21 protein-coding genes are annotated in these 22,406 nt (G+C 51.3%); 15 read left to right on the top strand and 6 right to left on the bottom strand.

What is annotated here, in order from left to right:
- Positions 1-5: 5 nt before the first annotated feature.
- Complete coding sequence (locus GBK04_RS13560; protein WP_152760503.1) at positions 6-440, bottom strand: hypothetical protein; 435 nt, start codon at positions 438-440, stop codon at positions 6-8.
- A 360-nt stretch (positions 441-800) separates the two neighbouring features.
- Positions 801-2,168, bottom strand: coding sequence for a dihydroorotase (locus tag GBK04_RS13555; protein ID WP_152760501.1), 1,368 nt, complete (start codon positions 2,166-2,168; stop codon positions 801-803).
- Positions 2,169-2,262: 94 nt separating this feature from the next.
- On the opposite strand from GBK04_RS13555, the gene GBK04_RS13550 reads away from it, so the two are divergent.
- On the top strand, positions 2,263-2,475 hold the full coding sequence (locus tag GBK04_RS13550) for a hypothetical protein (RefSeq protein WP_152760499.1): 213 nt from the start codon (positions 2,263-2,265) through the stop codon (positions 2,473-2,475).
- 60 nt (positions 2,476-2,535) lie between these two features.
- On the opposite strand, the gene hemB is transcribed toward GBK04_RS13550, so the two are convergent.
- Both hemB and GBK04_RS13540 read right to left on the bottom strand, forming a co-directional pair.
- Entirely contained in the window at positions 2,536-3,516 is a 981-nt protein-coding gene (gene hemB, locus GBK04_RS13545) for a porphobilinogen synthase (RefSeq protein WP_152760496.1), read from the bottom strand.
- 78 nt (positions 3,517-3,594) lie between these two features.
- Complete coding sequence (locus tag GBK04_RS13540; RefSeq protein WP_152760494.1) at positions 3,595-4,752, bottom strand: cystathionine gamma-synthase; 1,158 nt, start codon at positions 4,750-4,752, stop codon at positions 3,595-3,597.
- A gap of 218 nt (positions 4,753-4,970) precedes the next feature.
- On the opposite strand from GBK04_RS13540, the gene GBK04_RS13535 reads away from it, so the two are divergent.
- Complete coding sequence (locus GBK04_RS13535; protein ID WP_152760491.1) at positions 4,971-5,579, top strand: VTT domain-containing protein; 609 nt, start codon at positions 4,971-4,973, stop codon at positions 5,577-5,579.
- Positions 5,580-5,666: 87 nt separating this feature from the next.
- On the opposite strand, the gene GBK04_RS13530 is transcribed toward GBK04_RS13535, so the two are convergent.
- Together GBK04_RS13530 and prfB are read right to left on the bottom strand one after the other, a co-directional pair.
- Positions 5,667-6,485 (bottom strand): alpha/beta fold hydrolase, encoded by an 819-nt coding sequence (locus GBK04_RS13530; protein WP_152760489.1) that lies wholly within the window; start codon positions 6,483-6,485, stop codon positions 5,667-5,669.
- A gap of 49 nt (positions 6,486-6,534) precedes the next feature.
- A protein-coding gene (prfB, locus tag GBK04_RS13525; RefSeq protein ID WP_152760487.1) for a peptide chain release factor 2 occupies positions 6,535-7,609 on the bottom strand; the annotation gives its coding sequence in 2 pieces (ribosomal slippage) (positions 6,535-7,548 and positions 7,550-7,609; 1,074 coding nt in all).
- Between the two features lie 188 nt (positions 7,610-7,797).
- Between prfB and lpdA the strand changes: the two genes are divergently transcribed.
- From lpdA to GBK04_RS13460, 13 genes are all read left to right on the top strand, one after another.
- Positions 7,798-9,198 carry a dihydrolipoyl dehydrogenase gene (lpdA, locus tag GBK04_RS13520; RefSeq protein WP_152760485.1) on the top strand — a complete coding sequence of 467 codons (1,401 nt, stop codon included), beginning with the start codon at positions 7,798-7,800 and terminating at the stop codon, positions 9,196-9,198.
- A gap of 108 nt (positions 9,199-9,306) precedes the next feature.
- Positions 9,307-9,825: an NADH-quinone oxidoreductase subunit J family protein gene (locus GBK04_RS13515; protein WP_152760483.1), complete on the top strand. Its 519-nt coding sequence runs from the start codon at positions 9,307-9,309 to the stop codon at positions 9,823-9,825.
- Positions 9,825-10,139 carry an NADH-quinone oxidoreductase subunit NuoK gene (nuoK, locus tag GBK04_RS13510; RefSeq protein WP_152760481.1) on the top strand — a complete coding sequence of 105 codons (315 nt, stop codon included), beginning with the start codon at positions 9,825-9,827 and terminating at the stop codon, positions 10,137-10,139. The genes GBK04_RS13515 and nuoK overlap by 1 nt, the downstream gene beginning before the upstream one ends.
- A gap of 112 nt (positions 10,140-10,251) precedes the next feature.
- Entirely contained in the window at positions 10,252-10,698 is a 447-nt protein-coding gene (locus GBK04_RS13505; RefSeq protein ID WP_152760478.1) for a DMT family transporter, read from the top strand.
- Between the two features lie 129 nt (positions 10,699-10,827).
- Positions 10,828-11,403 carry a hypothetical protein gene (locus tag GBK04_RS13500; RefSeq protein ID WP_152760476.1) on the top strand — a complete coding sequence of 192 codons (576 nt, stop codon included), beginning with the start codon at positions 10,828-10,830 and terminating at the stop codon, positions 11,401-11,403.
- A 90-nt stretch (positions 11,404-11,493) separates the two neighbouring features.
- The gene (gldG, locus tag GBK04_RS13495) at positions 11,494-13,161 is read left to right on the top strand and encodes a gliding motility-associated ABC transporter substrate-binding protein GldG (protein WP_152760474.1); all 1,668 of its coding nucleotides are present in this window, start codon (positions 11,494-11,496) and stop codon (positions 13,159-13,161) included.
- Positions 13,162-13,269: 108 nt separating this feature from the next.
- Entirely contained in the window at positions 13,270-14,394 is a 1,125-nt protein-coding gene (dnaN, locus tag GBK04_RS13490) for a DNA polymerase III subunit beta (protein ID WP_152760472.1), read from the top strand.
- A gap of 216 nt (positions 14,395-14,610) precedes the next feature.
- On the top strand, positions 14,611-15,165 hold the full coding sequence (locus GBK04_RS13485) for a hypothetical protein (protein WP_152760470.1): 555 nt from the start codon (positions 14,611-14,613) through the stop codon (positions 15,163-15,165).
- Positions 15,166-15,317: 152 nt separating this feature from the next.
- Positions 15,318-16,424, top strand: coding sequence for a hypothetical protein (locus GBK04_RS13480; RefSeq protein WP_152760468.1), 1,107 nt, complete (start codon positions 15,318-15,320; stop codon positions 16,422-16,424).
- A gap of 165 nt (positions 16,425-16,589) precedes the next feature.
- The gene (locus GBK04_RS13475; RefSeq protein WP_373330961.1) at positions 16,590-17,528 is read left to right on the top strand and encodes a transporter; all 939 of its coding nucleotides are present in this window, start codon (positions 16,590-16,592) and stop codon (positions 17,526-17,528) included.
- A gap of 22 nt (positions 17,529-17,550) precedes the next feature.
- Positions 17,551-19,089 carry a vanadium-dependent haloperoxidase gene (locus tag GBK04_RS13470; RefSeq protein ID WP_373330960.1) on the top strand — a complete coding sequence of 513 codons (1,539 nt, stop codon included), beginning with the start codon at positions 17,551-17,553 and terminating at the stop codon, positions 19,087-19,089.
- 310 nt (positions 19,090-19,399) lie between these two features.
- Positions 19,400-20,788: a ligand-binding sensor domain-containing protein gene (locus GBK04_RS13465; RefSeq protein WP_152760464.1), complete on the top strand. Its 1,389-nt coding sequence runs from the start codon at positions 19,400-19,402 to the stop codon at positions 20,786-20,788.
- Positions 20,788-22,404 carry a sensor histidine kinase gene (locus tag GBK04_RS13460; RefSeq protein ID WP_152760462.1) on the top strand — a complete coding sequence of 539 codons (1,617 nt, stop codon included), beginning with the start codon at positions 20,788-20,790 and terminating at the stop codon, positions 22,402-22,404. The genes GBK04_RS13465 and GBK04_RS13460 overlap by 1 nt, the downstream gene beginning before the upstream one ends.
- Positions 22,405-22,406: the final 2 nt, after the last annotated feature.

Here is a 22,406-nt window from a genome sequence, read left to right as displayed (position 1 = left end):
CTGAATCAGATCAGCGTCCTCACGGGAGCCACCAGATAGGAAACGATATTTTGGCTTATGGATATGAAGCGCGCATTAAGGGGTGCCCATTCTTCCACTTTTTCGTTGGGCGAAAACAGAGAAACCAGCTTTTCGCTCAGGATTTTTCCCTGGCTGCTCACAATGCGCACGATCCAGCGTGCCACATGTTGAGAGAAAGAGGCCGCTGCACTTTCGGGCTTTAGGGCTGCCTCCTCCTCCGCTGACTCGCTCACCGGGCAAGAGGCAGGTTTCACTACGGTGGGTTGGGTCGTGAATTGCAATGGTAGTGCCTGTGACTTGGAAACGGTTCTCCGGGTCTTGAGCATCTTCTGCGCCACGAGCATGTTGTGGGAATACCCCGTAGCATTCACCTGAAGACTAATTATCATCAATACGAGTACTATTTTCAATGCTTTCATGCCAGTATATTTATAGAGTTGAAGGGTAGTATAACGGATCGCGGTAAAATGACAGTACAAATATATATACTTTCTAAGGTATCTTGCAATACATAGTACCTTGTTTTTTATTATTTTTTTGAATTCGGTCAAAAAAAGTACTTCCGGAGCAACCATCGATACCCACAAACGGACAGAATCCGCAAACCATTTCGATCGGTTCTGTTTTATTTGAGTGCTTTCAGCTAAGGGATGTAAATTTCATGAAAAGAGTTGCATTATGGAAGTTAAAAAAGATTAAATAGTTGTGCAGGCGGATGAACCAGCCTAAAAAACGGATGAACCGAAGCAGGCAGTGGAAAAATCCCTGAAAAACCACACTTACCTGTTGAACAACATACGCTGTCCTTTAACCGATTCGTGGAATGTACCTGCTTCGTACGCCAGGTGCCCCGATACAAAGGTGTGGGTTACCCGCGAGTGGAAGGTCGTCCCCTCAAAAGGTGACCAGCCGCACTTGGCGTACAGGGATTCTGGTAGTACCTCGGTGGTTTGCTGCATATCCACCAGCACCAGATCGGCATGGTAGCCTTCCCGGATGTAGCCCCGTTCCTGAATTTGAAAGCAGTCGGCCACGGCGTGGCTCATTTTTTCCACTACCCGTTCCAGAGGTACCTTGCCCTGGCGCACAAATTCCAGCATCACATGCAGCGAGTGTTGTACCAAGGGTAGTCCTGAGGGCGCCTGCCAGTAGGGTTGCGCTTTTTCCTCGGCCGTGTGCGGGGCGTGGTCGGTGGCAATGACGTCGATGCGGTCGTCGAGCAAAGCCTTTAGAATATCGTCTTTGTTGGGCAACGCCTTGATGGACGGGTTACACTTGATTTTGGTACCCCACTCCCGGTAATCTTCCGCATCGAACCACAAGTGGTGCACGCAGGCTTCGGCAGTAATCAGTTTGGGTGAGCCATCAGAGAGCAGGATTTTGCCATCGACCCGATGCCCAATTTCAAACAACCCAGTTTCTACACCCGTCGAAATATGCAGAATATGCAGCCGGGTACCTTTTTTCCTGGCCAGTTCTACAGCAAAACCCGACGATTTGAGGCAGGCGTCCTCATTGCGTACGATGGCGTGAATGTCATAGGGTACCTCATCGCCGTATTTATCCCGAAAAAATTCCATCCGCTGCCGCACGGTAGGTTCATCCTCGCAGTGGGTAGCAATGAGGCAGGGCGCATCGGCAAACAACTTCTCCAGCACGCTCTGCGCGTCCACCAGCATATTGCCCGTCGATGAGCCCATGAATATTTTGATACCACACACGCGCTGCGGATCGGTGCGCATCACCTCGTCGTAATTGTCGTTTGAGGCTCCCATGTAGAAGGAGTAATTGGCTAGCGACGTTTGGGCGGCTATTTCGTACTTGTCTTCCAGAAGCCGTTGGGTAAGCGCATTCGGGACTGTATTGGGCATTTCCATGAACGAAGTGGTACCTCCGGCTACCGCGGCACGGGCTTCAGTCGCAATGGTAGCTTTGTGAGTCAGGCCCGGCTCCCGAAAATGTACCTGATCGTCGATGACACCCGGCAACAGGTACCTGCCCTGCGCATCGATCACCCGGTCGGCAACGACATGCTGCAGATCGCCGATCCGGGCAATGCGACCGTTTTGGATCAGTACGTCGGTTTCGCGGATGCTGCCCTCGTTGACGAGGCGGGTATTGGTAATCAGTGTGGTTTTTGTAGCCATAAAACTTGTTATTTTAGTATTTTAAGTAGCATAACTGCAAATAAGGTATATTTTTGCCAGTCAGGACTTAACTAACTTAACCAAAACGCATCGCATGAAAGCAATTGGAATCGTATTGGCCATCATTGGGATTGGCATGTTGATCTTTAACGGATTCAATTACACCAAAAAAGAAAAAATTGTAGACATCGGCCCGGTTGAAATCAATGCTGACAAAGAGAAGTCGGTAGGGTGGCCTACCTACGCTGGAGCCATCGTGCTTATTGCCGGTATTGGCCTGGTGGTTCTGGATAGCCGAAAGAAATAAAAATGGGAAAGTAAAAAGAAGCGGGAGGAAGGGTAGGTACCCTTCCTCCCGCCTTTGTTTTCACCCGTTCATTACCTGTGCCACTTCCTTAGCGAAGTAGGTCAGAATGGCCCTCGCTCCGGCCCGCCGTATGCTCATTAGATTTTCCAGCATGGCCCGTTCGCCATCGATCCAGCCGTTTTGGCTGGCGGCTTTGATCATGGCATATTCGCCCGACACATTGTAGGCCGCGATTGGGATGTCAAAATTATCGTGCAGGGCTTTTATAATATCCAGATAGGCCAAGGCAGGCTTCACCATCAGAAAATCAGCTCCTTCGTCAAAGTCGAGTTGGGCTTCCACCAGCGCCTCCCGCGCGTTGGCCGGATTCATCTGATAGGTCTTCTTGTCACCAAAGCGAGGGGCTGAGTCCAATGCGTCGCGGAAGGGGCCGTAGTACGCGCTCGCATATTTAGCCGTGTAAGCCATGATGCTCACATTCGAATAGCCCTCGGCGTCCAATAGTCCGCGCATGTAGCCGATACGGCCGTCCATCATGTCGCTTGGCCCCAAAATATCGGCTCCGGCTTTGGCCTGCGCCACAGCCATCCTGCCCAGAATCTCCAGCGAAATGTCATTGATAATTTCCCCGTTTTCCACATAGCCGTCGTGGCCATCGCTGCTGTACGGATCCATGGCCACGTCGGTCATCAGCGTGAGGTCGGGGAATTTATCTTTAATGGTAGCCAGCGCGGTGAGGTACAGGGTACCTTCCCGGTGGCTTTCGCTGGCGTGCTTATCCTTTTTGTCTTCCGAATAATTGGGGAAAAGACAAATAGCCTTGATACCCAAATCCGTCACTTCCTTTATTTCTTCCAGCAAAGTATCCAGCGAAAACCGGTAGATGCCAGGCATGGACTTGACTTCGCTTTTGAGGCCGGTACCTTCCAGCACAAACATGGGAAAAATCAAATTCGATACAGAAAGCGTCGTTTCCTGAATCATCTCGCGTATAGCGGCCGTACGGCGGTTGCGCCGGGGCCGGCGGGGTAGGTGTATCATTTCAGTGGAAAGTTGATAGTAATCCGTTGAAAGTTTATGAAAAGTGGTGTTCGAAAGCTAAAAACCCTCAGCAACCCACTATCCATGGCTTTCAACTTTCTCAATAGCTTGGTTTAAATCGTCAATTAAGTCTTCTATATCTTCAATACCGACACTCAGGCGAATCAGGGTATCCTTCAAACCCGCCTTGAGGCGTTCTTCTTTGGGAATGCTGGCGTGAGTCATGCTGGCCGGATGGGTACATAGCGATTCCACACCACCCAGGGATTCACCCAATGAAAACACCTGCAGGCTTTCCATGACGATGACGGCTTCTTCGTACACATCGCCTTTCAATTCGAAAGAAACCATGCCTCCGTAGCCGCGCATCTGGCGCGTGGCCAGGTCGTGGCCGGTATGGGTCGGCAAACCGGGATAAAACACCTTCCCTACTTTCGGATGTTCGTGCAACCATTGGGCTATTTTTGCCGCATTTTCGCAGTGGCGCTGCATCCGGATGTGCAGGGTTTTCAAACCACGCAGCACCAGAAAACAATCCTGAGGCCCCGGTACAGCCCCGCTGGCATTCTGGATAAACGCTAGTTGGGCGGCCAAGTCGTCGTCGTTCAGTACGAGTGCTCCCATCACTGTGTCGGAATGACCACCCAGGTACTTCGTTACGGAATGCATCACCACATCAGCCCCTACGTCCAGCGGATTTTGCAGGTAGGGTGTAGCAAAGGTATTGTCTACCACCGTCATGATGTTCTCCGCGCGAGCAAGGGTAACTACGGCTTCGATGTCGATGATTTTGAGTAAGGGATTGGTTGGCGTCTCGATCCAGATCATCTTGGTATGCTCCGTTATGGCCGCACGCACCTTCTCTACGTCGGTCATATCGACAAATTGGAACTTCAGTCCGAACGGCTCGAATACCTTTCGCATGATGCGGTAGGTACCCCCATACAAATCATTGGTGGCGATGATTTCATCGCCGGGTCGGAACAGTTTCAGTACGGCATCCGTTGCCGCCAGGCCGGAGGCGTAGCAAATGCCATGCTTGCCATTTTCGAGCGCAGCCAGTGCTTTCTGTAACGCAGTGCGGGTGGGATTATGTGTACGAGAGTACTCGTAGCCCTTATGCTTGCCGGGACTTTCCTGAACGTAGGTGGAGGTTTGGTAGATGGGCGTCATGATGGCGCCGGTGGTGGGGTCAGGTTCTACGCCTGCGTGTATTGCTTTGGTTCCGAATTTCATAGTATAATAGGGACAAAGGTTCAAAGGCACAAAGTGACGTTGGCTATTGGACGCTTGATTTTCGATTTTCCAAGCGTAAGTCCGAAGTGTCCCTGCTAAGCGTCGAATATCCAACATCCTCTTTACTATCTTTGCACAAAACTACGAAAAGCGCTTTGCCCAGTCCACTTTTAAAGAAATATCCGCTTCCTATTGTGCTAAGTACAGCACTTGCCGTTATGCCCTTGCTAACCAGCTCACTGCTGACTGCCTGGGCGGTAGGCTACGAAAGCTTTTGGTCGGATTTATCGCTGGGGGGATGGCTGCTGGTCACCCTGGCCCTAAGCCTTACTTCGGCTCTGGCCCTCACGCCTCCTACATTTCTGGCACTCGTATACGGCTATTTCCTGGGTTGGACCGGGCTGCCTTTGCTCTTTCTACTCAACCTGGGAGCTATCGGATTGGTTTATTTGATTGGCAAAAAGCTCATTCCACTTTCTTTCCTGGCCCAGTTGCAACAGGCCTATCCAGCCGCGGCCACGCTACTGCTGCGCTTTCACGAAAATCCGATCCGGTTGATCTTCTTTACCAAATTGTCGCCCATGCTACCCTTTGCGATCACCAATCTGGTTTTCACGATGGCTGGCGCGCGGCTCCCACAGATGTTGCTCGGGGGTACCCTGGGCATGATTCCGCGCACGGCACTGGCTATGTGGATAGGTACCCAGGCGAAAGAAATCAGGTACCTGCTGGATCATCCTAACGAAGGCATCGGTGCCAAATTACTCATCATTGCCCTGGTGCTGCTGTCTACGGTCGGTATCGGGTGGTTTTTCCGAAAAAGGTAGTGTAGCTAGACCGACACTTGGCGTCTCACCCATCGAGACAATTTCCGTTTAAATTGGAAGATGTCTTGCTTATACTTTGGCTTTTTGTCAGGACGGGCGGCTCGCCCGTACGACATCGAGATAAGCCGCCGCCCTCTCTACCAAGTGATTGTGGCCGCATTCCAAAATTACGAACCGTGCCGGTGGCAGTAATTTCGAAAGTACCTTCAGCCGTTCCGGCGGAAAGAGAGTATCGTATTTTCCCGCGAATAGCCACATTTCAACCCCATTCGCTTCAAGCACTTTTTGTAAAGGCCCAATTGAAAATGACAGTTCACGCAGGCTCACCCAGGTGCGGTAGAGGCGTTTGCGTTCTTCCGGGGTATCCAGCATATAGCGTATGAAATACAGCAGATTTTTAGGAATAATCCGGAGTCGCCGGGCTGTCTCCGCCACGGCAAAAAGTGGCCGGGGATTACGGACTAATTGCCGGAAAATCCAGCGCGCCGGCGCGAAGCGCGTTGCCAGCGCGTAGAGCGGGTGCTCCACCACGCCATCGGGGGCCATGAGCAACAGACGATCGGTCAACTCAGGAAAGGCTTCGGCCGTAGCCAAAGCGTACCTACCTCCCAGACTGAAGCCCGCCACATCGAAACGGCTAATAGTATGGGTAGTGATAAAATCCTGGATGAAGTTTTTCCAAAGTACCTTGGTTAGAATGTCATCGTCTGAAAAATCGTCTTTACCGGATAGCCCATGGCTTTGCCCATGAAAAAACAGATCGAAAGCGTACAGAGTATAGTAGTCGCCCAGGTGTACGGCAAACGCGTCATAGCATGCATGGCCGGTTTGTCCCGCCCCGTGGAAAGCTAGCAGAATGTTTGGGCCCTGACCCAGACGGTCGCAGTGTAGGGTAAGTTTGTTCAAGTAGCCATTAGCTAACGGCCATTAGCTAATGGCTCTTGATGGATGAAAACTAAGACTCCATCAAATAGGCTTTGATGAAATCATTGATCTCGCCGTTCAGCACGGCATCGGTATTGGAGGTCTGGTAGTCGGTGCGGTGGTCTTTCACGCGGCGGTCGTCGAGGACGTAGCTGCGGATTTGGGAGCCCCACTCGATCTTGCGCTTGGAAGCCTCCACTTCGGCGCGGGCTGCATTACGCTTCTCCAGTTCGATCTGGTAGAGGCGTGATTTCAACAGCCGGATCGCCACTTCCTTGTTCATCAGCTGCGAACGCTCCTGCTGGCAGGCGATTACAATCCCCGAAGGCTTGTGGTGCAGCCGCACAGCGGTTTCGACCTTATTCACGTTCTGACCACCCGCGCCACCGGAACGGTAGGTATCCCAGGTAATGTCCGCCGGATTGACATCGATCTCGATGTTGTCGTCGGCGAGCGGGTACACATACACCGATGTAAAGGAGGTATGTCGCCGGGCGTTGGAGTCAAAAGGCGAAATGCGCACCAGACGGTGTACTCCATTCTCGGATTTGAGGTTGCCGTAGGCGTACTCACCCTCGATTTCCAGCGTCACCGATTTCACACCCGCCACATCGCCATCCTGCAAATCTACCTCGCGTACCTTGTAGCCGTTTTTCTCCGCCCACATGATGTACATCCGCATCAGCATCGAGGCCCAGTCCTGCGACTCGGTACCTCCGGCCCCGGCGTTGATCTCGATCACAGCGGGCAGGTCGTCGCCCTCCTCACCCAGCATCTTGCGGAACTCGATCTCTTCGAGCTTCGTCGTTAGTTTTTCGCCTTCGGCGTCCACGTCAGCTTCGGTAGCTTCTCCGGCTTCGTAAAATTCCCAGATCGTGTCCAGATCGTCACGTCGTTGGGCGAGTTCCTCATAACCGGTAGTCCAGAATTTCAGACTCCGGATTTCCTTCATCACCTTTTCGGCGCGCTCCGAGTCGGTCCAGAATTCCGGCTGGGCGGTTTGCAATTCTAATTGTTCGAGTTGGCTTTTGCGATGACCGTAGTCAAAGATACCTCCCCAAGGCCTCTACACGGCCTTTCAAGTCTTTCGCTTGATCTTGTGTCATGATAATTGAAAAAGAATAGTTGGGAATTGAAAAAGCGGCTTTGCTGTTTTCAATTTAATTCTAAAAACGGCAAAGGTAGTAATTTTTGCGCTAGGATTCAGAGGGGTACCCCCTGCGCTTTCCCGCAAAAAAGGCTTATATTTGCGTCGTTTTTTTGCAAAACCTCTCATACCCAAACTAACTAAAAAATGGCTCAAACATATGACGTTATTGTGTTAGGCAGCGGTCCCGGCGGCTATCCGGCGGCCATCCGTGCCTCGCAATTAGGACTGAAAGTGGCAATCGTAGAAAAAGAAAGCCTGGGCGGTATCTGTCTGAACTGGGGCTGTATTCCCACTAAAGCCCTGCTCAAAAGTGCGCAGGTTTTCGAATATATCAAGCATGCCAAAGATTATGGCATCAATGTCGGCGGTGAATATTCAGCCGATTTTGCGGGCGTGATCAAGCGCAGCCGGGGCGTAGCCGACGGCATGAGCAAGGGTGTGGCTTTTCTGATGAAGAAAAATAAGATCGACGTCATTATGGGTTACGGCAAGGTGATCGCCGGTAAAAAAGTCGAAGTGACGGACAAAGAAGGCAAGAAGACTGAGTACGCTGCTAGCAAGGGCGTGATCATCGCTACGGGCGGACGGGCCCGTGAACTGCCTAATATTAAAATCGATGGCAAGAAAATCATTGAGTACCGCAAGGCCATGAGCCTCGAGAAGCAGCCCGAATCCATGCTGGTGATCGGCTCTGGCGCGATCGGTGTTGAGTTTGCTTTTGTCTATGCCAGCATGGGCACCAAGGTGACAATCGTAGAATACCTGCCCACCATGGTACCTGTGGAGGATGAAGACGTATCGAAAGAGCTGACCAAGCAATACAAGAAAATGGGAGTCGACGTGTATGTCAACTCTTCGGTAGAAAAAGTGGACACGAGCGGCAAGCTCTGCAAAGTGACCGTAAAAACGCCCGACGGTGAGAAAAACTTCGAAGCCGAAGTGGTACTGTCAGCGGCGGGAGTCGTGTCAAACATCGAGAATATCGGTCTGGAAGAGCTGGGCATCAAAACCGAGCGCGGCAAGATTGTGGTAAGTGAATGGTACGAAACCAACGTACCAGGCTACTACGCCATCGGCGACTGTACGCCCGGCCCGGCACTGGCGCACGTAGCAACGGCCGAAGGTATTATCTGTTCAGAAAAAATCGCCGGCCACAAAACCGAAGCCCTCGATTACAACAACATACCCGGCTGTACCTACTGCCAGCCTGAGATCGCCTCCGTCGGTCTGACCGAAAAGCGCGCCCGGGAAGCCGGCTACGACATCAAGGTAGGTAAGTTCCCATTCATGGCTTCGGGCAAAGCTTCGGCGGCAGGCGCTAAGGAGGGCTTTGTGAAAGTGATTTTCGACGCCAAATACGGCGAGTGGCTGGGAGCGCACATGATTGGCGCCAACGTCACCGAAATGATCGCCGAGGTAGTGGTTGCGCGCAAGCTCGAAACGACTTCGCACGAAATCCTGCGCTCGATCCACCCCCACCCCACCATGTCGGAAGCCGTGAAAGGTGCCACGGAAGCCGCCTACGGCGAAGCAATCGATTTGTAGGCACAGCGTTTTTTATCTGATTTTGACCTACGCCTCTTCCGGAAATTATCTGGAAGAGGCTTTTTTAAATAAGGTACCCTGGCTGTCGATGAATAAAACTACCTACCCTTGGAATTAGCCGCATTCTACCTTTTTGCTACCCTGGCGATCGGATCGGGTGTCTTCATCCTCCTCACCCGGAACCTTATGTACGCTGCTTTTGCGCTGTTTCTGGCGCTGCTGGGTGTAGCGGCGCTGTTTGTGCTGGCGGGAGCCGATTTTCTGGGCGTTGTGCAGCTCATGGTGTACGTAGGCGGAATACTGGTGCTTCTCATTTTTGGGATTATGCTGACGCGTACGGCGGATCGGACCGAAAATGCCCAAACGCCTAATCGCGTGGTGGTCGCACTGGGCCGGCGTGTGGGGGGCGTGGTGGTAGGTATAGGGGTATTCGGCATTTTGTGGCTGGTGATTGTGCAGGCACACTTTAAGCTCGACGGTGATACGCTCAACAGCCGCTCTACGATACGTACCTTAGGCGTAGAATTGATGACTACGCATCTTTTACCCTTTGAAATAGCGGGCATCCTGCTGCTGGTGGCCCTGGTAGGTGCCGCGTACTTAGCTTTAAACCGCGATCCATCCTGATGCACTCCACAATTCAACTGGTTCATTTCCTGGTCGTAGCGGCCGCTCTTTTCAGCCTTGGGCTAGCTGTGGCCGTGACCAAACGCAACGTGATCGGTATTCTGATCGGCCTTGAGCTGATGCTCAATGCGGCGAATCTGAATCTCATTGCGTTCAGTCGGCACGACCCCATGCTGCTGCGGGGACAGCTGTTTGCACTATTTGTGATCGTGGTTGCCGCCGCCGAAGTCACCGTGGCGTTGGCTATCGTGCTGCGGGTGTACCACCACTACGGTAGTATCGATCCGGATCAGATCAGTGAGTTGAAGCAATAGATTTCGGGCGGGCGCAGGCACCGAGTGGCAAAGAAAAGTCAGATTATTCATAGAAACCATATCCTTTTAGCTACCTGAATTCCCCACCATTTTTCATTTTCAAGTATTCATTTTGAACCTGATTTTCGCACTACTGGCATTCATTATAGGCATGGCTACAACCGTGCAGGGGGGCGTCAATTCCCAGCTTAGGGTGGCGATTGGAAATCCTTTCCTGGCGGCCATCGTTTCATTTTCGGGCGGACTGACGGTATTGGTTCTTTCTTTCGTTTTATTCAACACCTACCCCCTACCTTCGGTAGAAACACTGCGGCAGGTAAGTTGGTGGAAGTTCATCGGCGGTGCTTTTGGGTCTCTATACGTGTTGTCCGTAATTTTCATCGTCCGCGACCTGGGCCCGGCCAACATGCTTGCTCTGGCCGTAGCTGGCCAACTGATCGCCGCCATTGTCATCGATCACTACGGTTGGCTGGGATTTTCGGTGCAGACAGTCAGTCCGTTGCGCTTGCTGGGCGTAGCTTTTTTGGTAGTGGGGGTGTACTTGATTTTGAAAAACTAAGGGAAGGTTTTTTAATTGTTGAACTGTGTAATTGTTGATTTGGACACCAGCAATAAGAATAACTGTCAAAAAGATCAGGCTAAAACAGCTTACAAATCAACAATTATACGCATATACAAATCAACAAACATGGACATCCACTACCGCATTTACCCTACCTTACTCAATACCTTCGCCTGGTTTCAGAAAGGGTACCTTACCGAGCAGGAACTGCTGGACCGCATCAACCGGGTACCTATTCCTCAGACGGAGGCGCAGGCCAAAGGTGTTTCGTTTGAAGAGGCCGTTATCAAAGGTACCAACGAAGAACATTTTGATCCTGAGGTACTTCGCAAAGCCCGCGCCCTCCTACCCCGGCCCATGACCGAAACACAGGTGTACTGCCAGCACCAGCTCGGTGATGTGCTGCTGTATGGGTACGTAGATGTAGTGGGCAAAACGCTGGCCGTGGACCTGAAAACGACCGGGCGTTATGTACCGGGACGTTTTACACACAATCACCAGAATTTTTATTTGTTAGCTTTGAAACCCAAAGGAGTACGCACCTTGCGTTATGTAATCACCGATTTTCGGGAAGTTTATCAGGAAAACTATGACCTGAATATGGATTTTTCGGTGCAGGAACAACAAATCCAGCTCTTTCGTGAATTCCTCGAAGTACATCGGGAGGCAATTACCGATGGGAAGATATTTAATGAGACATGACATTCGACCAGCTTACCCAGTGGATTGGTTTTTCCAGTAAAGTTTCTTTATTTATGAATGATATTACCTGGTAGTAAAAGTCAACGTCGAATGTCAACTAGTCGAAAAATACTCTATTTCCTTTTCCTCCTTGCCGCCCTGGTCGGTATCAACTGGCTGGCTTCGTTCGTATCGGTACGCTGGGACCTGACCGAAGACCAGCGCTACAGCGTGTCCGACGCTACGAAGCGGCTACTGCAGGACCTGGATCGTACCATCCACGTGTCCGTGTACCTGGCGGGCGACTTTCCGCCCGGCTTCGAGCGGCTGGAAAGCGCCACGCGCGAAACGCTGGAAGAATTCAAGACCTACGCCGACGGCAAGCTGACCTACCGGTTTATCGACCCTTCGGCCGCCGCTACGGAAGAAAAACGGGGCCAACAATACCAACAATTGGTGAACGCCGGCTTGATTCCGACCACTCTATTCGATAACGAGCAGGGCAAGCGTACCGAAAAACTGATTTTTCCGGGTGCCATCGTGGAGGCCGATACCCTGGCGGTACCGGTGCAGTTGCTGAAAGGTAACAAGAGCAGTTCATCCGAAGAGCAACTGAATCAGTCCTATGAGGGCGTAGAATTTCAACTGGCCTCTGCTATCCGTCAGTTGATTCCAGCACCGCGCAAAAGGATAGGGCTGGTGGTGAGCCATACCGGGGCATCGCCCGCCGGGTTTTCGGACTTGATTGCTACATTGCAGCAGAAGTATGATGTATTTCTGGATGTGAACAACCCTGCCTCGTACGAAGGCCTCAATGCACTACTCGTGCTAAAACCCGACCAGCGGTTTACGGATGATGAGAAATATAAACTGGACCAGTTTGTGGTAGGTGGTGGCAAGGCGTTGTTTTTTGTGGATGGCGCCAAAGTGGATACGATCAGCCCCGAAGGTACCTACGCCCAGCCACTGGACCTGAACCTCAGCGATCTGTTTTTCAAGTGGGGCGTGCGCGTCAACGCCAATTTGGTGAAAGACCTCAACAGCGCAAAAATCCTGCTTAATGTAGGTAGCATGGGCGAAAAACCGCAACTTCAGCCGCTGCCGTGGCGTTTTTACCCTTTGCTCAATCGCTTTGGCAACAGTCCCATTACCCGCAATATCGACGCCGTATACACGCGGTACCTCAGTTCGCTCGATACCGTGGGCGGCGCGGGCGGGATACGCCGGACGCCGCTGCTGATGACTTCGCCTTATACCAAAAACCTGACAGCCCCCCTGCTGGTAGCCTACAACGAAGCCCGGCAACAGCCCGAACCGAGTGAATACCGGGGTGGCATACAATTGGCTTCAGTATTATTGGAAGGTACCTTTACCTCAATATTCCAGAACCGTATTCTACCCGACGATCCCCGTAAGGGTACCTTCCAAGCATCCGGTTCGAAAGGAAAAGTACTACTTTGTGCCGATGGCGACGTGGTAGTCAATGATTTTGATCTGCGCCGCAATACGCCTTTTCCACTGGGCTATGATCGCGTTTCGCAGAATATTTTTGGCAATAAAGACTTCGTACTTCATGCCCTCGACTACATGCTTGATCCCAACGGACTCATCACGGCCCGTTCCAAGCAGATCAGCATCCGCCTGCTGGACAAAATTCGCGCCCAGGCAGAGCGTACCCGCTGGCAGTTCCTGAATCTGCTATTACCGATCGGACTGATCGGACTTTTTGGAGCGGTACGGTACGGACTACGGCGCCGAAAATTCGGACGGCAGGCATGACGGGTCGGTAATTTTTCTTACTTTTGTTCATTACGGGTCAAAATCAGATCACGGCCTGTTCCCTCTGCTCAACCCTATACTCTCATTCCAAAAAAGCAATTGCGTCTTATGAAGTTTGTTGTCTCTTCCTCGGTGCTTCTCAAACAGTTATCGGCCATCAACGGGGTCGTTTCTACCAATCCCATTGTGCCTATTCTGGAAAATTTCCTGTTCCGACTGGAAGCCAATACCCTCACCGTGACGGCGTCTGACCTACAAACGGTGATGATTACCGAAATCGAAGTGGAAGGCGGTGATAAGGGGGCGATTGCCGTACCCGCCAAGCTGCTGTTGGATACGCTGCGCGGCCTGCCTGAGCAACCGATTACATTCAACGTTGATGAAGAAACCTTCGGTACTGAGATCGTATCAGACAACGGGCGCTACAAACTTTCCGGCGAGAACCCCATTGACTTTCCCAAAACGCCCACCGTCAATCGCGGGCAGGCGGTCGATTTTTCATCCAATGCCCTGGGAACAGCCATTGCCAACACCATCTTTGCCACCAGTACCGACGATTTGCGGCCTGCCATGACGGGCGTATTCGTGCAGATCGGTACCGAGAACGCTACTTTTGTGGCTACCGACGGGCACCGTCTGGTACGCTACCGCCGCACCGACATTCAGTCGTCGGCTGATACCTCCATGATTATCCAGCGTAAGGCGCTGAACCTGCTCAAATCCTGCCTCCCCTCCGAGGATGTACCGCTGAAGGCGGAGTTCACAGCTTCCAATGCGTTTTTCAGTTTTAACAACATCCGTATGATCTGCCGTCTGATCGACGAGCGGTTTCCGGACTACGAAAATGCCTTGCCGACCAACAACCCTAATACGCTCACGATCAACCGCATGGAAATGCTGAACTCGCTACGGCGGATTTCGATTTACTCCAACCGTACCACGCACCAAGTACGGCTTAAAATGGCACCAGGTACCCTGTCCATTTCCGCCGAAGACCTCGATTATTCCAACGAGGCCAACGAAAAACTGATGTGCGAATTCAATGGTGACCCGATGGAAATTGGTTTCAACGCTAAGTTCCTGATAGAGATTCTGAGCAACTTGGTGTGCAAGAACATTACTTTTGAACTCTCGGCTCCTAACCGTGCAGGCCTTATTATTCCGGTAGAGCAGGAAGACCACGAAGATATTCTGATGCTGGTTATGCCGGTTATGCTGAACACTTACGCTTGATTTAGCGCATCATGATTTGATTTTGATTTATTTCATTAGTCCAAGCCAATATTTCAAGAGGGACAGCCAATTCGGCTGTCCTTTTTTTGTGCCAGACTAGTTTACAGGCTTACATTTTTCGGACACATTTTTAAATATCATTTTTTCTTTGAATTTTTGTATGTCCTTTTGGGTAAAAAAACGAATTTCAAAACCGATTAATCGCCTACCTATCGAGTGAAACGTGTACTGATTCTTGGAACGCTATTCCTGCTGATGCTGAATACACTGGGTTACTACCCCGTGTATCTGGCTATGCAGTGGAAGGCTCAGACCGAGATGAAGTCGCGGCTCGACGCGCATCTGTTCGAAGAAGACGAACTTTTCACCATTAAAATCCCCATCGGGCTTCCCTACTGGACCGAAACCCGCCAGGCTCCCGAACGCATCGACGGCCAAATCGAGTACAACGGCGATTTCTACAAACTGTATAAGCAGGAAGTCATCGCCGATACCCTGGTGGTGCTAGCCGTCAAAGATCATTCTGAAAAGGCCCTCTTCACGGCCCTAACCGAGTGGGTTAAAATCACGGTGACCGGCCTACCGGGTACCTCCGAAAAAGCAGCGGGCCAGGTAAGTCATTTGATCAAAGAATACTTTGCCAACCAGCACCAGACCTACTTTTACCTCTACGACTGGCTGACGGACCAGGCAAATCTGCCTGATTTCATTTCTTCGTCTCCTTCCGCCTATTTAAAGGTACCCAACCCTCCTCCCGATCTGATTGGGTAATTTTTCCTGGGATAACTACCTCCTTTTCATTCGCCTGATTGAGGCGTGAGAAGGGGTCGTTCAGTTGACCGTATCCGGTGCGGTGCGGTCCGAACGCACGTTTCCTACTCTTCCAAAATTACTTCTGGTTTTACCCAATCTTTTTCTGAATCATGAAAACGTTATTCTATTCTCTATTCATTACTTTATTAACTACAGCCGCCACATTGGGTCAGGGCTGCGTGGCGGTGCGCCACATGAGCTGCGCGACGGGTGGTGCTACCTCATCGGATCTTTTCGCCCAAAAACACGGCAAATGGCAAGTCAATACGGGCTACCGCTATTTCCGTTCGTTCCGGCACTTCCGGGGTGATGTGGAAGAACACGAGCGGATCGAGAACCATACCGAAGTCGTGAATTTATCCCATGCCTTCGATCTGGGCATTAGTTTCCAGCCCACTACGCGGCTTTCCTTTTCAGTCAACCTACCCGTACTGCACAACGACCGCTCTTCCCTGTACGAGCACTACGGCAACAGTCTCACCGCCAATCCCGAACAGAAGCGGTTTCATACCCAATCGGCGGGCATAGGCGACTTGCGCGTGTCGTCGAGCTATTGGCTGGTCGATCCGATGAAGCTCAAAAAATACAACGTGGCCCTGGGCGTGGGCATCAAGCTACCTACGGGCAACTACCGCGTAGAGGACGATTTTCACAAACTGGATAAAGAAAATCAGGACTACCTGTTACGCAAGCCCGTGGACCAATCCATTCAATTGGGCGATGGCGGTGTAGGCTTCAGTCTGGAAGGGCAGGGGTACTGGCAGGTAGGTAAGACGACCTCGCTCTACGCCAACGGATTTTATCTGTTCAACCCGCGCGAAACCAATGGCGTCAACCGCTCGCCCGGCAGCGACCCCAATCCTATAGACGGGTACTTTTCGGTAGCAGATCAGTTTGCTGCCCGCGCGGGCCTCAACCAATCCCTACCCTTTGCCAAAGGGCTTTCCCTACTTCTGGGCGGACGTGTGGAGGGGGTACCTTCTCATGATTTGATCGGTGGGAGCCGGGGCTTCCGGCGGCCGGGCTATATCGTGTCGGTGGAGCCAGGCGTAGCCTACATGAAGAATGGCTTTTCGGCCGCTGTGACGGTACCCGTGGCACTCTATCGCAACCGCACCAAAAGCTACTCCGATTTGCAGGACCCCACCGGCCAGAAACACGGCGACGCCGCCTTTGCGGACTATTTGATTTCGGTAAACGTGAGCCGCTGGTTCTGAGAGTCTGGTACCTTGCCTCCACTTGGGTTCTCCTGCCTGAGGAAGGCGGATAATGACTCCAATCAAACTATCATCATTTCTATGTACCTACGGATTGCCCCACCAAGGGCGAGAATCCGTAGGTACATAGGCTATTTTCTTACTGAGACTTATTCCTTAAAATATATGATGGAAAGTAAACGCGTTCTAATGACCTTCTGCCTGCTTTTTGCGGCATGGGGCGCTCTTATTCCTGCCCAAGGCCAAACACCCAGTGACGCCATCATGATGCCCGCCAGGAATGCCTGTTTATTGGCCAACTACAACTACGGGCAATTTGATCAATACTGGGAGGGTGACCGCCTGCGCGGCAACCTCACCATAGCCACGGTGAAGCGCACCACGGTGCTGCCGATGGTGGCGGTAGGGATTACCGATAAGCTGAATTTATACGCGGGGGTACCCTATGTCAAAACCCTGTCCACCGACCCCAACGGCGGGAAGTTTGCCGGAGCCCAGGGCTTCCAGGATCTTGGACTCGCATTGAAATATGAGGTCTTGAAAAAGGTGACTTCCAAAGGCGAGCTTTCTGTGCTGGGTACAGTGGGGTACTCTACGCCTATTACCAACTACCTGCCGGACTATATGCCATACAGCCTGGGCTTTGGTGCGCCCGAGGTTGCCTTGCGGGGAATCGTTCAGTACAAAATGGCGCAAGGCCTGTACTTCCGGGCGGCTCTGGCGCATTTATGGCGAGGCTATGCGGAAGCGGAGCGGGATTACTACTACAACAATGGTAGCTATTATACTTCCTGGATGGATGTACCCAACGCCTGGTCTGCCGAAGGCATACTGGGAGCCTGGCTGCTCGACTACTCGCTCCGGATCGAGCTTTCTTACTCCAATCTAAAATCAACGAGCGGGGATGATATCCGGGCTTACAATGCGCCGCAGCCTACCAACAGGGTAGTCATGGGGCAAGCGGGTCTTATGGCGCAGTACTATCTTCCTCCGGCCAAAAAACTCGGTGTATTGGTGTACCATAATCAGGCTCTGACTGGCCTGAACGCTCCAAAAATCAAAAACTTTGGTGCAGGCATCACCTATCAGTTCAAATTCTTATAAGGAAAAAATACACGATATGCTTTTGCGAAAAATAAAAACGATCCTTTTCCTGGGCGGGATATTGCTTCTTGTGTCCTGCGAAAAGGAACTTCCCACTTTTCTGGAATACCAGAGCTATGCTTTCTCGGAAAACGACGAAGCAGGGGGTACTTGGAAACCTATTCTCATCAGTTCGGGAGCAGCTATCTCGCTGGATGCTCCGAAAAGTACCACTTCCTCCGAATATCAGGCTGAATTAGCTGATATGAAGGCTGCCATGGGGCAGATGACGAGCGAACAACGGCAGTCCGTTTCCTACTGGACCAGCAACCCCGTGACCCGCTGGAACGAGATTGCCCTGGAACTGATTGCCAAGTATAACCTGATACCCGGCTACAACGAGGATGGTACCTACACGCTGCCTAGTCCTGCTTCTCCCGAGGGTCCACCTGCCTTTCCTTTTGCCCATCCGCCGTACGCCAGTCGTGCGCTGGCGTACCTTTCGGTGGCACAGTTTGACGGTCTGGTATCGGCCTGGCATTACAAGTATGCATACAAAAGAGCGGCTCCCTACCAACAGGATGCCGATATCGACTATGCTTATGAGCAAAGTACGATTCCCTCGTATCCCTCCGATGGGGCGGTAATCGCTGCTGTATCGAGAGAAATTTTGTCAGTTATGTTTCCTCTGGAGAAAGCCTATCTCGAGCAGCGCGAGGCCGAACATCTGCAAAGCCTGGTACTTTCGGGCGGGAACGTAGCCAGTGATGTGGAAGCCGGCATATCGCTTGGCAAAAAGATTTCTTCCCTGGCTCTGGCCCGCGCGGCTAACGATGGTATGAAAAACGCCCAGGCGCCCAAGGCCGTTTCCGATTCCATAAAAGCGGCTGCTTTCACCCGCTTTGGCTGGCAGTGGGATAATCTTGAACTACCCACGCGGCCCGTCGGCCTGACGCCCTTATTTGGAAAGGTGAAAATGTGGAATGTGCCGAACGTACTGGCTACGAGACCGAAAGCCCCACCCGCCCTGGATTCGCCGGAGTATCTGGAGGATGTCAGAATCCTTAAAGATTATGCGGCTCATGTAACGGCTGAACGACGACGAATAGCCAATTTTTGGCAGGACGGCCTGGGTACCTACACCCCACCAGGGCATTGGAACCGCTTTGCCCGTGACTTTATAGTAAAATACAAAATGAATCCTTTGAGGTCGGCCCGTACTTTCGCCTACATGAACATGGCTATCATGGACGGGGGAATAAGCTGCTGGGATGCCAAGTACTATTACCATTACCCCCGGCCTATTCAGATGATTAAAGGGTTCAAGACGATAGCGGGCACGCCCAATTTTCCAAGCTATACTTCCGGACATAGTGTGTTTTCGGCGGCCGCGGCGGAAGTGTTGGCGTACATATTTCCCCAGGAGGCCAGCTTGGTGAGGGGATGGGCCGAGGAGGCGGCCATCTCCCGGGTATATGGCGGTATTCACTGGACTTTCGATGCCACCGTCGGCACAGAGCAAGGGAGGGACGTGGCACGGTACACGGTCAATGTGGCCAAGGCTGACGGCGCGGATCAGTAGTTTAGTCCGTAATTGAGGAAACCACCCGCAAACGAATTTAGTAGCTATCCGGCTTTGCGGATTATTTGATTGCCGTCAATGTGAGCCGGTGGTTTTGCGATAAGAAGTGTTCAATAACATAGATTTCCAGTTCCAACGCTGTCAGGGTTTTGTACCCTGACAGCGTTTTTTTATGCAGTTGGTACGAAAAAATGACTGATTTAAAGCAAGCAAAATTCCCTTCAAAAAAAACTCTATACATTACAGGAAAAATTGATCTCCTTCGAGAACAAAGCTTCCGTTTCGGGAAAGCTTAAAAGATTACTGTCCATTGTCAACCGTCAACTGTCAACTAAAAATTCTTCTCTTTGGCCTCACGCTGCTTACAGGTAGCGTTTCCGCCCAGCAACGTCCCGTCGTAAAATACACGGTACGCGATGGACTGGTGCAGAATCAGGTACTCTCGCTGCTTAAAGACAGCCGAGGCTACGTATGGTGCGGTACCTGGTACGGCCTCAGTCGCTTCAACGGGGAGACCTTTGAGAATTACACCGAGGCGGAGGGTTTATGGAATGGAAGAGTAACCAGGCTAGTTGAGGATAGCGATGGTTTTATCTGGATTTCAGGCGATAACGATAAACTGGCCTGTTTCGACGGTAAGAATTTCAAAAAATTTAAACTACCAACCCCTAACTACAAAGGTCTCCATTTCTACAGTAAAACGAAAACCATCCGGATGTGGGAATCAGAAAAGCAGGAGCTATGGGAGGTAAAGGGTGATACGGTATTACCCATTCGGCTGTCCAAATTCCCCAAAAGTGATGAGCAAATTGTATATTATCATCCTACAACCGATACTTACTTTCTTATTCACAACCGACAAGTTGTCAGTTATCGAGAAGGAAGGACGACGAGGCTCACTAAGCAAGGAGAATGGGGAATTGAGGGTATCACTCATGGTGATGTACACATCCAGGAAAGTTTACCCGCTGGAAATTTACAACGCTACGTGTTCCGGCACGGGCAGCTTATTCCATTTCTGCACGTTGCGACAGAAGATTTTTCCCTAACGGAATCCTTGCCCTACCCCTATGTGTTCACTAGCAATAACGCACTCTACTATCTACCTCCTCATTCCCGGCAAGCTGAGCACATTGGTGAAAGTCCTCCTGGAATGGGTAGGCTTACATTTCTAAACCAGAAAACTTCCTCAATCCTCTGGATTCCGACGGAAAAGGGACTATGGGGTTTGATGCTTACCGGATTCAAAAACTTTAAAGACGGGGAGGTACCCTACGCATGGAGCGTAGTAGAGGATAGCCAAGGCAAGATGCTTTTTTTGAACTATTGGAAAGGAGTGCAAGAATTCGACGAAAAACAGCTACGTTTCATCCCACAAAAAGATTACTTCCCCAAAGCGATAGCATCCTACAAACCCCTAAATATAACCCCCGCTCCTGACACATGGTACTACCGCGCCCTTCGCGATCAGAATGGCTACTGCTGGTTACCGGATGGTTCTGGCCCCTACCGTTACAAAGACGCTAAGTGGGATTTTGTTCGGAAGGGCCGTAGTAGTATGGCTTTTTGCATTGCCGAAGATATAAAACGAAAGAAAATAGTCGTAGCCAGCTTCAACTATTTCTATACCATCGACCTAAATGCGCCCTTTCGTACCGACTCCATTAGGGGGGGTCGAAACTATTTGAGGGGTTACTGATGTGTACAGTTGTGTCCCCCAAGGGAGAGTACTGGTTTTCGGGGCGGGGCGTAGATCGATATAATCCTGATACGAAACAATTCACTACCTATACCTTCGAAAACGGAAAACTTCCGTCAACAAGCTTCGGTATTCTGTACTTTGACTGGAATGGAACCCTATGGGCGGGTGGTAAAGAAATCTTATGCCGTTATGATCCCGTTAAAGATCGTTTTGAAAAGGTATTTGATTTTAGGTTCAATAAAATGTTACAGTTCGTCGAACAGATCAATCCTACCCACCTTTTGATCGGCGATATGCTGAATGTATATGTCCTCAATCTAAAAAAATTCAACGAAACCGGAACCGTTGATATCAAGACCTTTAACCATCACAATGGTTTCATGGGCATGGAGCCGGGCCAATTGGGCAGCTACCGCGATTCCAAGGGGCGCATCTGGATCACGTCCGGTTCGGTGTTGTCGGTACTCGATCCTAAACAGCTCGATCTAACGACCCACCCGCTGCGTACGATGATCGCCAGCGTCAATAAGCGTGGGGTATCGTTCATCAGGCCCGGGGAACTCGTGGAGGTACCCGAAGGCGAAAGCATCATCAATATCAAAGTCGAAACCCTGGGCGACGACAAGCCCTATAACTCCCAGTTCAGTTACTGGCTGGAAGGCGACATGGACGGCTGGACCGACTGGCAGGAGCAACCCCTCATCACACTTAACAACCTTTCCAACGGTATTCATACCCTCAAAGTGCGCTCTCGCTCGGGCGATTTCAATGCCCATGAAGCCAGCATCGCCACGCTACGCTTCAGCACGAAGGTACCTATCTGGAAATCACCTGATTTTTATCTTTACACCATCATCGCAGGATTAGCGCTGCTCACCGCCCTGGCTTCGCTACTGGCCGTTGGCCAACGGCGCAAAAGGAAATTGCTCCAGCAGCAGAATCGCCTCGAAGAGCGTGACCGCGCTATGCAGTTGCTACAGGCGCAAACCATTCAGTCGCAAATGAACCGCCACTTTACTTCCAATACGCTCTCGGCCATTCAACGGCTCGCCCTGACCCAGCAGGGCGAGCGGGCAAGCGACAATCTGGTAAAAATGGAACGCTTGACCCGTGCCTACCTCGATGACTCCATTTTTAAAGAGGGCGAACCCAATCCATTCACCAAAGGAATCCTGCTGACGCGGGAAATATACCTTTTGAAGTTATACGTGGAGCTTATGCAATTGCAGTATGAAGACCGCTTCGATTTCGTTCTGGACGTACCCGCCACGCTCGATACTGACGATTACAAGCTACCACCCTTTCTGATTCAGCCTTTTGTTGAAAACGCCATCAAGCACGGTCTGCACCACCGAACCGAGCGCGGCCTGTTGCGCGTGGAGTTCCGGGGAAAAGCTGACGAGGTGCTGCTATGCCGCATCGAGGATAATGGCATTGGCCGCGTGGCCGCCCGCCAGATTCAACAACAGATGCCCAAAGATCACGATTCCGTTTCAACCGAACTCCTGAAGCAGCGGATTACCCTGCTCAATCAGCTCGGCTACGCCATCTATTTCGAAATCACCGACTTACCCCAGGGTACCTTAGTAGAGATTCGAGTGGGTTATAAATAAAA

This window comes from Salmonirosea aquatica, assembly GCF_009296315.1.
GTDB classification, from domain to species: domain Bacteria; phylum Bacteroidota; class Bacteroidia; order Cytophagales; family Spirosomataceae; genus Salmonirosea; species Salmonirosea aquatica.
This window is presented reverse-complemented; position numbering and strand designations above follow the sequence as displayed.